Here is a 14,897-nt window from a genome sequence, read left to right on the forward strand (position 1 = left end):
GCGATCTACATCCTTTCCGGGGCCGAGACGCCCAGCAGGCGCAGGCCGTTGGCGATCACGGTGCGGGTGGCGTCGTTGAGCCAGAGCCGGGCCCGGTGCAGGTCGGTGGTCTCCTCGTCGCCGCGCGGCAGGATCCGGCACTCGTCGTAGAACCGGTGGTAGGCCCCGGCCAGCTCCTCCAGGTAGCGGGCCACCCGGTGCGGGCCGCGCAGCTCGGCCGCCGCGGCGACCACGGCGGGGAACTCGGCGAGCGCCTTGAGCAGCTCGTTCTCCTTCTCGTGGCCGAGCAGGTCGGGGCGGAACGCCTCGGCGTCGCCCCGGGTCAGCCCCACCTCGGCGGCGTTGCGGCCCACGCTGGCCGTCCGGGCCGCCACGTACTGCACGTAGTAGACCGGGTTGTCCCGGGTGGCCCGGGTCCACAGCTCGACGTCGATGTCGATCGGGGAGTCGCTGGAGTAGCGGGCGAGCGCGTAGCGGGAGGCGTCCACGCCGATCGCGTCGACCAGGTCCTCCAGGGTCACCACCGTGCCGGCCCGCTTGCTCATCCGGACCGGGGCGCCGTCGCGGACCAGGTTGACCAGCTGGCCGATCAGGATCTCCAGGTTGCGCTCCGGGTCGTCGCCGAAGCAGGCGGCCATCGCCTTCATCCGGCCGATGTAGCCGTGGTGGTCGGCGCCCAGCATGATCACGACGCGGTCGAAGCCGCGCTCCCGTTTGTCCAGGTAGTAGGCGCAGTCGGCGGCGAAGTAGGTCCACTCGCCGTTGGACTTGCGCAGCACCCGGTCCTTGTCGTCGCCGAAGTCGGTGGTGCGCAGCCAGGTCGCGCCGTCCGACTCGTAGAGGTGGCCCTGGTCCCGCAGCCGCTGGAGGGCCAGGTCCAGCTCGCCCCGGTCGTGCAGGTCCTTCTCGTTGAAGTAGGTGTCGAACTCCACCCCGAAGCCGCGCAGCGAGGACTTGATCTCGGCGAACATGAGCTGCACGCCCTCGACCCGGAAGACCTCCTGGGCGGCGGCGTCGTCCAGCTCCAGCACGTCGGGGCGGACGCCCCGGACGGCGTCGGCGATCTCGGTGATGTACGCCCCGGCGTACCCGTCCTCGGGGGCCGGCTCGCCCTTGGCGGCGGCGAGCAGCGACCGGGCGAACCGGTCGATCTGGGAGCCCGCGTCGTTGAAGTAGTATTCCGTCCCGACCTCGGCGCCGGTGGCGCGCAGGAGCCGGCTCAGCGCGTCGCCGACGGCCGCCCAGCGGACGCCGCCGATGTGCACCGGGCCGGTCGGGTTCGCCGAGACGAACTCCAGGTTCATCCGCTGCCCGGCGAGCCGGTCGCTGCGCCCGTACGCCTCGCCCGCCTCGACGATCGTGCGGGCGAGCTGGCCGGCGGCAGCCGCGTCGAGCCGGATGTTGAGGAAGCCGGGGCCGGCGATCTCCACCGACTTGACCCCCGGGGCCCGGCCGAGCTGCTCGGCGAGGGCCGTGGCCAGCTCGCGCGGCGGGACGCCCACCTTCTTGCTGAGCTGGAGGGCCAGCGTGGAGGCGTAGTCGCCGTGCTCGGGGCTGCGAGGTCGCTCGACCGCCGTCCGCTCCGGCAGGGCGGAGCGGTCCAGGCCACGCTCGGTGAAGACGGCGTGGGCTGCGGATAGGACGACCTCGGCGAGTTCTGCGGGAGTCACTGATCCATGTTATCGGGGGTAGACTCGGCACCCGCGGCGGCGACCCAGTGTGTGAGACCGGCCCGCCGGATCCCCTGACCGACCGACCTGACGAGGCACGATGAGCATCAGCACACCGGGTGGCGGCCCCGAGCGGCGCCCGAACGTGGTCAGCACCGGCAAGAAGCCGGCAGCGGGCCGGCCGGCAGCAGGCGCCAAGACCGGGTCCGGCGGCGCCAAGCCCGGTTCCACCGGCGCGAAGACCGGTTCCACCGGCGCCAAGGCCGGGTCCGGCAAGCCGACGGGCACCCGCCCCGGCGCCGGGGGCAAGGGCCGCAAGCCCATCGCCCCGGTGAAGGTGAGCCAGGGCCGCTCGTGGGGGCCGATCGCGCTCTTCGTCGCCGTGGGTGTGCTGGCCGTGGCGATCATCGGCTACGGCGCCTGGGCGACGTTCCAGGGCGCCAAGCCCTGGGAGGACCGGGCGGACGCGATCGACGGCATCGTCAACTACCGCGAGAAGGACAAGGACCTCGTGTCCGGCGGCAACCACAAGACGGGGCCCCTCACCTACACGGTGCTTCCGCCGGTGGCCGGCCCGCACAACGCGGCCTGGCAGAACTGCATGGGTGACGTCTACCCCGCCCAGATCGCCAACGAGCACGCGGTGCACAGCCTGGAGCACGGCACGGTCTGGATTACCTACCGCCCGGACCTGCCCGCCGACCAGGTGACGAAGCTCGCCGACAAGGTGCGGGGCAAGGAGAAGCTGATGCTCAGCCCGTTCGAGGGGCTGGACAAGCCGATCTCCCTCCAGGCCTGGGGCTACCAGCTCAAGGTCGACAACGCCGACGACGGCCGCATCGACGAGTTCATCAAGACGCTGCGGGTCAACGCCTCGATCGAGGGGCCGACCGCGCTGTGCAGCCAGGGCATCACCGCCACCGGCACCACGCCGCGCGACGACGCCCAGCAGATGCCGCAGGGCTGAGGAGAGCGATGAGCATCCCGACCATGACCGAGACCAGCGAGCCGGCCAGCCCGGCTCCGGAGGAGCGGCGGTCGCCGGCCCGCTGGGGCACGGCCGCGCTGGCCCTGGCCGTCGTGGTCGGGCTGCTCCTCGGGTACGCCGGTGGCATGCTGACCCCCCGGCTCACCCGGCCGGGCGACGCCTCGGCGGAGGCGGGCTTCGCCCGGGACATGCTGACCCACCACGCGCAGGCGGTGGAGATGGGCCTGGTCGCCTTCGACGAGGGCAGCGACCCGGAGGTCCGCAGCATCGGCGGCGACATCGCCACCTCCCAGCAGGGCGAGATCGGCACCATGCACACGTGGCTGCGCTCGTGGGGGCTCGACCCGGCGGGTAGCGAGCCGCCGATGTCGTGGATGTCCGACGGCTCCGGTCTGGTCAGGAACGGCCTCATGCCGGGCATGGCCACCCCCGAGGAGATGGCGAAGCTGCACGCGGCCGAGGGCCGGGAGTTGGACGTCCTCTTCCTGCAACTGATGATCAAGCATCACCTGGGCGGCATCCACATGATCGACGGCATCCTCGACGTCAGCGACGAGCCCGACGTCGTCAGGACCGCGCAGACCATGAAGAACACCCAGCGCAACGACCTCACCAATCTCCAGAACGCGCTGAAGCGGGTGGGCGGCTGACCCCGCCGCCACCGCACCGTCGTCCGATCGAGAGGTCCGCGTCGCCGCCGCTTCACCCGGCCGACGCGGACCTCTCGTCATCCCGGCCCCCTCAGGGTGCCGGCCACCCGTCACCCTCTGTCCGCTTTGAGCGGTATGCGGGGTCATGCACGATCCACCCTATTGCGACACTAAGAGAGTTTTCTCCACACATATCGTGACCAGTTGCGATTCGGGCTCGTTGCGCAGGACGTGGGGGTTGCACTGAGAGACGCACGGCGTTCGGTCACCAGCTGGTGCCGGCGCCACACCATCGGCGGTGACGGGGCGGTGGCAGCCGTCCGTCGCGGACAGCGGCAGGGCGAGCCGGGAACGCTCAGCCGCGAACAGGAGCTCGAACTCATCGACATCCTGCGGGGCGTCCATCCCGACGAGCTGGGCCTGGACGAGGAGCTGTGGACGCGGCAGAGCCTGCACACACTCATCCAGCACCGCTTCGAGCCGTCCATGGACGCCGGGGCCGTGGGTGCGTACCTGCGGGCCTGGGGGCTGGGCCCCCGGGAGCCCCGGGAACGGGCCTGCGGCCTCTGCGTCGGCGCGGTGGAACGCTGGGTGCGCAGCGAGTACCCGGCCATCACCCGGGCGGCGCAGGAACACCTCGCCGAGGTCTACTGGATCGGCCGCGTACGCCTGCGGGGCACGATGCCCGCGGCGGACGTCATCTCCGCCGTCTCCTCCCGAGGCCGGGTGCGCTTCATGATCACCACCCCGTCGGTCGACCCGCCGCTCCCGCGCGACTTCGTGCTGCGGCTCAGCGGCGAGGAGCAGCGGACCGTGCACCTGATCGTCGACGGCTCCTGGCCCCGCAACGAATGGCCCCGGCGCCTGCCCCGCCGCATCGTGCTGCACCCGCTGCCGAGCTGCGGCCGCGCCATCGCCGCCTGACCACCCGCGCCGCCCCCGCACCAGCCAGCGGCATCGGCGAGTGGAACGTCATGGGTGCATCCGGCGCCCGGAGGAACCCGTGAGGTTCCACTCGTGCCGGCCGGAGGGCTTTCCGGCAGCGACATTCGACGCGGGTGGAACAGGGCGGCACCCGTCACCGGCCTGCGGCGACTGACACCAGCAGGGCGGGGCGACACGAGGGCGGGCACCCGGCACCGATTCGGCGTTCCGGGGAGACGTTTGCTAGTCTTCTCCAGTCGCTGAGCCCCCGTAGCTCAGGGGATAGAGCACCGCCCTCCGGAGGCGGGGGCGCAGGTTCGAATCCTGCCGGGGGCACCACACCACACCAGTCAACGTCTCGCTCATCCGAGGTTGACCGTCCCCTCCGTCGATCTTCGAACGACGACCATCACGCAAAATGCCCGACGACAGGTGTCGTCGGGCATTTCCGTGTCCGGGGCTGCGGCAAGCCCGTTCCCCGCGCAGCGATGCACTGCTGCGGCCCGGGGTGCGGTGTCACCCGGGCCGCCCACAGCCGCCGTCCGCGCGGACACCCGGCCACGGACCGGGTGCGGGCGGGCGGCACCGCGTCGAGCATGCGGTGCCGCACCGCCACGGGGGTCAGTCGGCGGCGAGGCCGTGCAGGAAACCGTCCTGGTCGCCGACCAGCAGCAGGTCGCCGATGACGACCGGCGGGCTGTAGCAGTAGGCGCTGGTCGTCAGTTGCAACCGGGAGCGGACGGCCCCGGTGGCCACGTCGAGCCCGACCAGCAGTCCCGTGGTCGTCGGGGTCCACGCGACGCCGTCGTGGATCGCCGCGCCGGTGCTGACCGGGCGGGCACCCAGCCCGGCTGACCAGCGGGCCTGGCCGGTGGCCGGGTCCACCCGGGAGGCGGTGCGACCGCCGTCGTCGAACATCAGCACGTCGCCGCCGTCCAGCATGAGCTTCGGGGCGTAGACGTAGGAGCCGGCCATCGACCAGCGGGGTTCCCCGGTCGCGGGGTCCAGCGCGAACGCGCTGGCCACGGTGGACACCAGGACCAGCCCGTTGGGCAGCACCTCCAGGTTGTCCGCCCAGGGGCCGTAGATGAGGCGGCTGTAGGCGGTGGTGCGGGTGGTGGTGGAGAAGGACCAGACCACGGCACCGGTCCGGGCGTCGTGGGCGTACACGTTGCCGTCACCTGCGCCGGCGTAGACCCGCGTGCCGTCGCTGGCGGCGCGCCCGGCGAACATGCCCTCCCCGGCCACCCGCCACACCGGGTCGCCCGTGCGCGCGTCGACGGCCTGCCGGGTTTCGCCGGCGGAGATCACCACCACGGTACGGCCGTCGACCGTGGTGACCAGCGGGCTGCCGAGCACCGGGGCACCGGCGTCGTGGGTGAACCGGCGCCGGCCGGTGGCCGCGTCGAGGGCGTGGAGGCGGTGGTCGTCGGAGGGGACGTAGACGGTCCCGCCGTCGGGGGCGAACGCCGGCCGGCCGTACACCGCGCCGATCCGGGTCTGCCAGCGCCGGGACAGGCCCCGGCGGGTGGGCCGGGCGCCGAGAACGTTCCCGCCGGTGGTCGCCGCGACCAGCAGGCCGTCCCGGGCCGCCAGGCCCGCCTGCACCGGCGCGCCGAGCTGCTCGCTCCAGCGCAGCCGCCGGGCGGTGTCGGGCAGAGCGAAGGTGCGGGTCTGCTCGTGCCAGGCGCCGTCGGTGTCGGTGACCCGTACGGTCATCCGGTGCTCGCCGGGCGGGAGCGACGTGAGGTCCAGCCCGCCGGTGTAGCGGCGGCCGGCCCCGTCGGGGGCCAGGTTGCGCCACTGGCCGTCGTCCTTGAGCCCGTAGGTGTGCTGCGGATAGAGCTGGGCCTTCACGTTGGCGGTGCGGGCGTGCGGGGCGAGCCGCACGGACACCGCCAGCGCCGCGCCCGCCGGGTCGAGCGAGACCGCCTGGGGTCGCTGCGCGGCGGCGGTACGCGGGCCGGCGATCGGGATGTCCAGCACCGCCCGGGACTCGGCGCTGCCGTCGGCGGCCCGCTGCACGGCCGTGACCTTCAGCACCTCACCCTCGGGGCCGTCGGTGCGCTGCACCCAGTAGTAGATCGCCGAGCCGCGGGTGTCGTCGACCGCCAACTGGGTCACCCCGTTGAAGCGCTGCACCTGCTCGGCGTGCACGTGCCCGGCGAACATGGCCCGTACGTCGTAGCGGTCGAGCAGCCGCAGCAGCCGCTCCTGGTCGGAGACGTAGTAGTTGTCGCCGCCGAACGGGAAGTGGCAGAGCATGACGATCGGCACGCCGCGCGGCACCCGGTCCAGGTCGCGGGTCAGCCACCGGATGCCGGACTCGCCGAACCCGCCCGGCTCCTGGAGCAGGTGGCTCGGGTCCAGCGCGACGAAGTGCAGGCCGTCGTGGTCGAACGAGTACCGGCTCGGCCCGAACAGCGACCCGTACCGTTCGCCGGCCGTGCTGTCCCAGCGCCAGTCGTGGTTGCCCGGCACGTGCCGGATCCGGGGTCGCAGCGCCGCCGGGATGGTGTCGAGGTAGGTGTCGTACTCGGCCACGGAGCCGTGCTCGACGATGTCCCCGACGTGGCAGACGACCTCCGGGTTCCGGGCGGCGATCTGCTCGTACGTCCAGCGCACGCCCTCGGTCCGCTCGGGCAGGTCCACGTCGATCTGCGTGTCGCCCAGCAGCGCGAACCCCGGCGACCAGGGCCCACCGGGCCGGGGTGCGGGCCGGCCGGCGGTCGCGGGCGCGGCGCCGACCGTCGCGCCGGTGGCCGCTGCGGTGACCGCGCCGACGCCCAGGCCGAGCAGACGGCGGCGGTCCATCGGGAGACGGGCGGGTTCGTTGGCGGTCGGCGATGGCATGGGTGCGGTCCTTCCGACGGGCGCGGGAAATGCCGGGAAGTGTGGCATGGGCCACGACCGCCGAACCAGCGATCTCCTGCACATCTCGCCGAGATCCGCAGGAGATCGTCAACATCGCCGGAAAAATGTTCGTTTCCTTGCAGGACCGGGATCACGCCATCTGGTCGGCCGGGGCCGTGGCGCGCCGTCCCGCCCGGCCGGCCTGGTCCGTGCCGGGCCGCCCCGCCCAGCGCAGCAGCGCGACGAACGCCAGCGCGGCGGTCACCGCCCCGCCCACCAGACGCACCCGGTGCCCGGCGACGAACTCGGCCGCGACCTGACGCAGGTACTCCGGTGAGTGCGTGCCGACCGGGTCGACGAACATGATCTCGTTGCGCGGCCAGAAGAAGAACACGGAGAACAGGAACTCGCAGGCGACGAAGACCACGGCCGCGCCGGCGATCCACCAGCGCAGCCGGCGGTCGCGCCAGGTCAGCACCGCCGCGGCGAGGCAGGCGAGCACGACGGTCGCGCCGAGCGGCGGGAAGTAGTCACTAGGGCCGCCCGCCACCAGGAACTCGCGGGCCCGGTCCAGCGACGCCGGCGGGTCCCCGAAGATGTTCGGGTAGAGCATCACGGTCTCGGCGGCGACGCCGCCGAACGACATCATCGCCGTCCACACCAGAACGACGAGCACCGTCCAGGTGAGCCTGTCGCGGGTCATGGGTCCTCCTGCCGATCCGTCGACGCCGTCCCGGCGCCGTCGGCCGGGCCGGCCCGGCGCCGTCCGCTGGGTCGTCGTCGACGCTAGGTCGGCCGCCGCGGCCCGTCTGCCGCCCGACGGCGCGAGGGCGGGGTCGCCTGTGGACGTACGGCGACGTAGACCGGTCGCCCGTCTACGCGGCGGGCCGTCGCCTCCCGACGTAGCCCGGGCGGGCGACGGGCGACGGACGACGGAACGAGCGGCGGCGGCGGGCGACAGGCGACGGACGAGCGGCGGCGGCGGGCGACAGGCGACGGACGAGCGACGGCGGCGGGCACCGGCAGGGGCCGACGGTGACGGGCGGGGCTGATGCGCGTACGTCAGCCGGCGGCACGGCGGGCGCGGGCCCGGCGCTTGCCCTCGTGCATGGCCTGCACCCGGGCCACCGGGATGGTGTGCCCCTCCGCGACCAGGTCCGCCGGGAGCCGCTGCGGCGCGGGCAGCCGCTCGGCCCAGGGGTCGCGTCCGGCGGTCAGCGCCGGGGCGGTGCGGATGGTGAAGTCGGCCGGGGTCACGTCGCCCAGGTCGGCCCAGTCGACCGGGAAGGAGACCGGCACGCCCGGCCGCAGCCGGGGACTGTAGGCGGCCACCACTGTCGCCCCGCCGGCCCGGGTCGAGTCGACGAACACCTTGCCGCCCCGGTCCTCGCGGATGAAGGCGGTGGTGGCCAGCGCCGGATCGAGCCGTTCGGCGCGGGCCGCCACCGCCCTGGTCGCGGCGGCCATGTCCTCCACCGTGGCGCCCTCCGCGACCGGCACGAAGACGTGCACGCCCTTGGCCCCGCTGGTCTTGACCGCGCCGGCGAGCCCGGCGTCGGCGAGCGCCTGCCGGACCAGCCGTGCCGCGGCGACCGCCAGCGCGAAGGAGTCCCCCTCCGGCGGATCGAGGTCCAGCACCAGGTGGGTGGGGCGGTGCAGGTCGTCGACCGTGGCCAGGGTGGGGTGGTACTCCACCGCGCGCTGGTTGGCGAACCAGAGCAGGGTGCGCCGGTCGTCGCAGAGCGCGTACGAGATCTCGCGGTGCGACGCCTCGGCCCAGACCGGCGTGCGGGCCACCCAGTCCGGCGTGTACTTCGGCAGGTTCTTCTGCATGAACGGCGGCTGCCCCGGCCGGACCCGGATCACCGACAGCGGCCGGCCGCGCAGCTGCGGCAGGATCCGCTCGTGCACCGCGTCGAGGTAGTCGACCAGGTCCCGCTTGGTCGCGTCGGCGCCGTCGAACAACGGCTGGTCGAGGTTGGTCAGCGACACCCCGTCCCGGGTCTCGTCAGCGCCACTCATCCGACCACCTTCGCGGCCCGGGGGCCGACGGTCAACCGGACGCGGCGGGGCGAACCGCCGCGAACGGATCGCCGCCGGCACGGACGACGTCGAGCATCCGCTGCGTGTGCCCGCGGGCGGCGGCGTACAGGCCCCCGCCGTAGCTGACCCGGGCCACGCCGAGCGCGGCCAGCTCCGGCACCGTGGGGACGCCGGGGCGGGCGAGCGCGTTCACCGCCCCGGGCACGGCGGCCACCAGCTCGGACAGGATCGCCGGGTCGGCGAGCAGGATCGGGTAGACGCAGTCCGCGCCGGCCGCGAGGTAGCGGGTGGCCCGGCGGACCGCCTCCGGGAGCAGGGCGGCGGGGTCGTCGCCGCCGGCGAGGAAGACGTCGATGCGGGCGTTGAGCACCACCGGCACCCCGGCCGCGTCGGCCGCCGCCCGGACCTCGGCGAGCAGGTCGGTCTGCGCCCCGGCGTCCACCGACCGGCCGGTACGCGGGTCGGAGTCCTCCAGGTTGAGCCCGACCGCACCGGCGTCGAGGAGGCGCTCCACCAGCTCTGCGGGGCGCAGCCCGTACCCCCGTTCCAGGTCGGCGGTGACGGGGACGGCGACGGCGCGGGCGAGGCGGGCCACGGCGGCGAACATCTCCCCCGGCGGGGTGGCCTCGCCGTCGGCGTGGCCGAGCGCCTCGGCTACGGCGCTGCTGCTGGTGGCCACGGCCGGGAAGCCGGCGGCGGCGACCTGGCGGGCGGAGCTGGCGTCCCAGGCGTTGGGCAGGATCAGCGGGTCACCGGGCCGGTGCAGCGTGCGCAGCGCCGCCGCCCGGACGGCGAGGTCGTCGGTCATACGGCGATTCTCGGCGGACCGGCGCCCGGGCCGCAGCCCCGGATCCGTGTCGATGGACTTGCCGCTCCGCCGCCGACGGCGCACGGGCGACGCGGTTTGTCGGCGGGGAACACCCTCTGTGACCATGAGGGCGGAGCGTGAGGAGGCATGGGCGTGCCGCAGAGAAACAGCGACGGCACCGGCGGGCGGGCGTCCGAGGCGTGCGGGGCGGTCGACGGGGCCTTCGCCCCCGGCCAGGCCACGGCCTGCACGGTCCGCGAGGTGCTCGACCGGGTGGGCGGCAAGTGGAGCATCGGCATCCTCGTGGCGGCCTCCCAGGGCCCGGTGCGCTTCACGGAGCTGGAACGCCGGGTGGAGGGGATCAGCCGGCGGATGCTCACCCTGACCCTGCGCAACCTGGAGCGCGACGGGCTGCTGCACCGGAAGGTCCACCCGACCGTCCCGCCGAAGGTGGAGTACACCGCCACCCCGATCGCGCTGGAACTCCACGAGTCGCTGGTGGCCCTGACCCACTGGGCGGAACGGCACCGCAGCGCGATCGCCGACGCCCGGGCCAGGTACGACCGGGCGCACGGCGGGCACCTTCCGCCCGTCCCGGAGGGGTAAACCTCGGGCGCGTGTGGGGAACGCCACGCCCTCGATCTGACCGATCGGTCAGGGTCTGACCGATCGGTCAGGCATGCTGGTCCGGGAGGTGGGCCGGCATGGCGCGGATGGTTCCGGAGACGCACGACGAGATCCTTGCGGCGGCGGCCCGACGCTTCGCGACGACCGGCTACCGGGGCACCTCGTTGCAGGACATCGCCCGCGAGGTGGGCTGCTCCAAGGCGGCGGTGCTCTACCACTTCGCCAACAAGGAGGCCATCCTCACCGAGCTGATGGCCCCGGCGATCGACGTCCTCCAGGCGCTCGACGAGCAGATCCGCGCGCATCGCGGCGCGGACGCCCAACGGGTCGCCGCCGAGGGCTTCGTCGACCTCGCGGTCCGTTTCCGCCGCGAGATCGCCCTGCTCCGGGGCGAGTTCCCGGAGCTGCTCAAGCAGCCCGCCTTCGCGCACATCCAGCGGATGTCCGAGCGCCTGGTCGACGCGCTCGCCGGGCACCCGGAACGCCCGTCCGCCCGGATCGTGGCGCTGGTGCTGCTCGCCGGCATCTCCGAGACCTGCGGGGAGTTCGCCGACATACCCGACGAGGAGCTGCGCGCCGCCCTGCTGGCACTCGCCCGGCGGGCACTGGAGCCCGTCGACTGATCCGTACCCAACCATCCACGACCGAGGACAAGGAACTCATGGCCACCCTGCTCTACCGGCTCGGCCGGGGCTCGATGCGCCGGCGGCGACTCGTCGCGGCGATCTGGCTCGTCGTACTCGTCGGTCTCGGCCTCGCCGCCGCGACCCTGCGCGGCCCGATAGCCGACAACTTCACCATGCCCGGCACCGAGTCGCAGCGCGCCCTGGACCTGCTCGCCGAGCAGTTCCCGGCGGCGAGCGGCGCGACCGGCACGATCGCGCTCAAGGCGCCGGCCGACGGCGCGCTCGCCAGCCCGCAGGGGCAGGCCGTGGTGAAGGAACTCACCCAGGAAGCCGCCACGCTGCCCGGCGTCGTCGGCGCCGTCGATCCGTTCCAGGTGGGGGCGGTCTCCCCCGACGGCCGGTACGCACTGGTCCAGGTCCAGTTCGCCACCGGCGCCGACGAGGTGACCGACGCCCAGCGCGACGCGTACGAGAAGGTCGGCGAGCGGGCCGAGGCCCAGGGCTGGGAGGTCGCGCCCGGCGGCGAGGTGCTCAGCAGCGTGCCGGAGGTCGGCTCGACCGAGGCCATCGGCGTGGCGGTCGCCGCGATCGTCCTGGTGGTCACCTTCGGTTCGCTGGTGGCGGCCGGGATGACGATGCTCAACGCGCTGATCGGCGTGGGCGTCGGCATGGCGGGTCTGTTCGCGATCAGCAGCGTGGTCGACCTGAGCAGCACCGCGCCGATCCTCGCCCTGATGCTCGGCCTCGCGGTCGGCATCGACTACTCGCTCTTCATCACCTCCCGCTACCGGCAGAACCTGATGGAGGGGCTGCCACCGGACGAGGCGGTGGGCCGCGCGGTCGGCACCGCCGGCTCGGCCGTGGTCTTCGCCGGCGCCACCGTAGTCATCGCGCTGGCCGGGCTGGCCGTGGTGAACATCCCGTTCCTGACGGTGATGGGTCTGGCCGCCGCCGGCACGGTCACCGTCGCGGTGCTTGTCGCGATCACTCTCCAGCCGGCCCTGCTCGGCTTCGCCGGCCGCCGGGTGCTGCCCCGCAAGCTGCGCTCGACGGTGCCGACCGGGGACGCCCCGGCCGGGGACCGGGCGGGCGACGCCGCCGCCGACGCGGTCACCCCGCCGGCCGAGGACCGGTCGGGCTTCGGGTTCCGCTGGGCGCGCCTCGTCACCCGGTTCCGGGTGCCGGTCATCCTGGTCGGGCTGATCGGGTTGGGGCTGCTCGCCCTGCCCGCGCCCGACATGCGGCTGGCGCTGCCGGACGCGGGCACCGCGCCGGTCGGCTCGGCCGCCCGGGAGTCGAACGACGTGATCACCGAGGGCTTCGGGCCCGGCTTCACCGGCCGGCTCGCGGTGGTGGTCGCCGGTGACACGCCGCAGGCGACCTCGGCCGCCATTCCGCAGGTCACCGCGCTGATCCAGCGCACCGAGAACGTCCTCGCGGTGGCCCCGCCGCAGCTCAGCCCGGACGGCCGCACCGCGCTGCTCGGGGTGGTGCCGAAGACCGGCCCGACCGACGAGGCCACCGAGACCCTGGTCAACGACATCCGTGCGGAGGTGGGCGGGTTCCCCGACGTCGACGTGCTGCTGACCGGGGCGACCGCGATCGGCATCGACGTCTCCGAGAAGCTCTCCGACGCCCTGCCGGTGTACCTGCTGCTGGTGGTGGGCCTGTCGGTGCTGCTGCTGATGCTGGTCTTCCGCTCGCTGCTGGTGCCGGTCAAGGCCGCGCTGGGCTTCCTGCTCACCGTCGCCGCCACCTTCGGCATCACCGTGGCGGTGTTCCAGCAGGGCCACCTCGCCGACCTGGTCGGCCTGGACACGCCCGGCCCGCTGGTCAGCTTCCTGCCGATCCTGCTGATCGGCATCCTGTTCGGCCTGGCGATGGACTACGAGGTCTTCCTGGTCTCCCGGATGCGCGAGGACTTCGTGCACGGCGACACCGCGCAGCAGGCGACCATCAACGGGATGGGGCACGGCGCCCGGGTGGTGACCGCCGCCGCACTGATCATGATCTCGGTGTTCGGCGGCTTCGTCTTCCTCGACGACCCGGTCATCAAGTCGATGGGCTTCGCGCTCGCCATCGGCGTCGCCATCGACGCGTTCGTGGTCCGGATGACCATCGTGCCGGCCGTGATGTCGCTGCTCGGCAAGCGGGCCTGGTGGCTCCCCCGTTGGCTGGACAAGATCCTGCCCAACGTCGACATCGAGGGCGAGGGCCTCCGCGCCCACCTGGACGAGAAGTCCCCCGCCCACCCCTGACCCACCCCACCGCTTGGGTCGATCATGCAGTCGTGGTGCCCCGCACAACCGGCGAACCCGGTTGGAACGGGCACCACGACTGCATGATCGCCGGGACCTGGGCGGGCCCGGGTCAGACGCCGGCCGGGTAGGTCTCCATCTCGCCCGGGGTGGTGAGGGCCGGGAGGGGGTGCAGGGCCGTGGTCTCGTCGCACCAGATGAGGGCGTCGTAGCGCTCCCCCAGGCGGGTCGGCACGTAGTTTCCCCACGACTCGAAGGACGGGTCGTAGACCACCCCGATCGCCCGGTGGTCGGCGGTTCCGGTGACCCAGCCGGGCTGGTCGTCACCGCCGAAGACCAGCACGGCCCGCTCGGGCATCAACTCGTGCAGCCGGTGCTCGACCGAGCCGGGGCGGGCCGGCGGCACCACCATCGCCTCGGCCGGCGAGCCCCAGCGGGGCGCCGCGATCACCGTGCCCCGGTAGCCGCCGAAGCCGACCAGGACCACCTCGTCGGCGCCGTGCCGATCGCGGGCCAACTGGCCGATGTTGACCATCCCGTCGGCGGCCATGTCGGTGGCCCGGGCGTCGCCGACGTGCGTGTTGTGCGCCCAGACGACGCCCCGCGCGCCCGGGCCGTAGCGCTCCAGCAGCCGGTCCAGGGTGTCCGTCATGTGCGTGTCCCGGATGTTCCACGACTCCGGCCCGCCGCCCACCATCGCCCGGTAGTAGCGTTCCGCGCCGGCCACCACCTCCGCGTTCTGCCAGGCCGAGAAGCTGTCCGGGCCGTCCGCGACGGCCTGTTCGCGGGTACGCGCCAGCAGGCGCACGACCTCCTCCTCGCAGCGGGCGGAGACGAACCGGCTCGCCATGCCGTACTCCTCGACCCGCTTGCCGTACGGCTCGAAGCAGCGGTACGCGTCCTGTGCCGCCTCCAGCGATCCCGGGTCCTCCTCGCCGAGGTAGTCGAAGATCGCCTGCATGGACTCCCACAGGCTGTAGACGTCCAGGCCGTGGAAGCCGGCCCGGGCGTCCTGGGGCCGCTCCACGTTCCACGCCCGCAGCCAGGAGCAGAAGCGGGTCACCTCGGCGTTCGCCCACATCCAGGTCGGCCAGCGCTCGAAGCGCTCCAGCGCGACGCGCGGGTCGGCGGCCCCGCCCGGGGCGGCGGTCACCGAGCGGTGCACCCGGTCGCAGTCGGGCCAGTCCCCCTCCACGGCCACGAAGGAGAACCCGCACTCGGCGATCAGCCGGCGGGTGAGCTGTTCGCGCAGGCGGTAGTAGTCGTAGTTGCCGTGCGTCGCCTCGCCGATCATCACGATCCGGGCGTCCCGGACGCGCTCCAGCAACGGGTCGAAGTCGCTCGGCGCGCCGAGCCGCTGAACCAGCATGCCGGCGGCTACCCGGCGCGCCGCCGGAGCAAACCGCCGAACGTCGATCGGCGGGCGTGTGCCGGCGGGCTGAGCGGGTAG

Annotated in this window: 11 protein-coding genes, 1 tRNA gene and 2 pseudogenes; 8 read left to right on the forward strand and 6 right to left on the reverse strand. The window is 73.6% G+C overall.

The window, feature by feature from the left end:
* Positions 1-5: 5 nt before the first annotated feature.
* Complete coding sequence (gene argS, locus AC0OO9_RS09060) at positions 6-1,670, reverse strand: arginine--tRNA ligase (RefSeq protein ID WP_132231177.1); 1,665 nt, start codon at positions 1,668-1,670, stop codon at positions 6-8.
* Between the two features lie 100 nt (positions 1,671-1,770).
* On the opposite strand from argS, the gene AC0OO9_RS09065 reads away from it, so the two are divergent.
* From AC0OO9_RS09065 to AC0OO9_RS09080, 4 genes are all read left to right on the forward strand, one after another.
* Positions 1,771-2,637, forward strand: a complete 867-nt coding sequence (locus AC0OO9_RS09065) for a thioredoxin-like domain-containing protein (protein ID WP_484516898.1) — start codon at positions 1,771-1,773, stop codon at positions 2,635-2,637.
* Between the two features lie 8 nt (positions 2,638-2,645).
* Entirely contained in the window at positions 2,646-3,308 is a 663-nt protein-coding gene (locus tag AC0OO9_RS09070) for a DUF305 domain-containing protein (RefSeq protein WP_484516900.1), read from the forward strand.
* A gap of 231 nt (positions 3,309-3,539) precedes the next feature.
* On the forward strand, positions 3,540-4,232 hold the full coding sequence (locus AC0OO9_RS09075; RefSeq protein WP_484516902.1) for a winged helix-turn-helix domain-containing protein: 693 nt from the start codon (positions 3,540-3,542) through the stop codon (positions 4,230-4,232).
* A 264-nt stretch (positions 4,233-4,496) separates the two neighbouring features.
* Positions 4,497-4,571 (forward strand) — tRNA-Arg (locus AC0OO9_RS09080).
* Between the two features lie 282 nt (positions 4,572-4,853).
* Here AC0OO9_RS09080 and AC0OO9_RS09085 read toward each other — a convergent pair.
* The 4 genes from AC0OO9_RS09085 to AC0OO9_RS09100 form a co-directional block, all read right to left on the reverse strand.
* Positions 4,854-7,085 carry an outer membrane protein assembly factor BamB family protein gene (locus AC0OO9_RS09085; protein WP_484516904.1) on the reverse strand — a complete coding sequence of 744 codons (2,232 nt, stop codon included), beginning with the start codon at positions 7,083-7,085 and terminating at the stop codon, positions 4,854-4,856.
* A gap of 151 nt (positions 7,086-7,236) precedes the next feature.
* Positions 7,237-7,788 carry an anthrone oxygenase family protein gene (locus AC0OO9_RS09090; RefSeq protein ID WP_484516906.1) on the reverse strand — a complete coding sequence of 184 codons (552 nt, stop codon included), beginning with the start codon at positions 7,786-7,788 and terminating at the stop codon, positions 7,237-7,239.
* Positions 7,789-8,147: 359 nt separating this feature from the next.
* Positions 8,148-9,107, reverse strand: a complete 960-nt coding sequence (gene ligD / locus AC0OO9_RS09095) for a non-homologous end-joining DNA ligase (protein ID WP_484516908.1) — start codon at positions 9,105-9,107, stop codon at positions 8,148-8,150.
* Between the two features lie 31 nt (positions 9,108-9,138).
* A complete protein-coding gene (locus AC0OO9_RS09100) occupies positions 9,139-9,936 on the reverse strand; it encodes an isocitrate lyase/PEP mutase family protein (protein ID WP_484516910.1) in 798 nt (265 codons plus the stop codon).
* Positions 9,937-10,089: 153 nt separating this feature from the next.
* Here AC0OO9_RS09100 and AC0OO9_RS09105 point away from each other — a divergent pair, with 153 nt between their 5' ends.
* The 4 genes and pseudogenes from AC0OO9_RS09105 to AC0OO9_RS09120 all read left to right on the forward strand — a co-directional run.
* Positions 10,090-10,542, forward strand: a complete 453-nt coding sequence (locus AC0OO9_RS09105; RefSeq protein WP_484516912.1) for a winged helix-turn-helix transcriptional regulator — start codon at positions 10,090-10,092, stop codon at positions 10,540-10,542.
* 98 nt (positions 10,543-10,640) lie between these two features.
* Positions 10,641-11,186: a TetR/AcrR family transcriptional regulator gene (locus AC0OO9_RS09110; protein WP_484516914.1), complete on the forward strand. Its 546-nt coding sequence runs from the start codon at positions 10,641-10,643 to the stop codon at positions 11,184-11,186.
* 38 nt (positions 11,187-11,224) lie between these two features.
* Positions 11,225-12,292: pseudogene (locus AC0OO9_RS09115) on the forward strand (MMPL family transporter); the annotation flags it as partial.
* Between the two features lie 18 nt (positions 12,293-12,310).
* A pseudogene (locus AC0OO9_RS09120) lies at positions 12,311-13,447 on the forward strand (MMPL family transporter); the annotation flags it as partial.
* Positions 13,448-13,559: 112 nt separating this feature from the next.
* Here AC0OO9_RS09120 and AC0OO9_RS09125 read toward each other — a convergent pair.
* The gene (locus AC0OO9_RS09125; protein WP_484516916.1) at positions 13,560-14,816 is read right to left on the reverse strand and encodes an erythromycin esterase family protein; all 1,257 of its coding nucleotides are present in this window, start codon (positions 14,814-14,816) and stop codon (positions 13,560-13,562) included.
* Positions 14,817-14,897: the final 81 nt, after the last annotated feature.

Source organism: Micromonospora sp. USAFONa4, assembly GCF_057197825.1.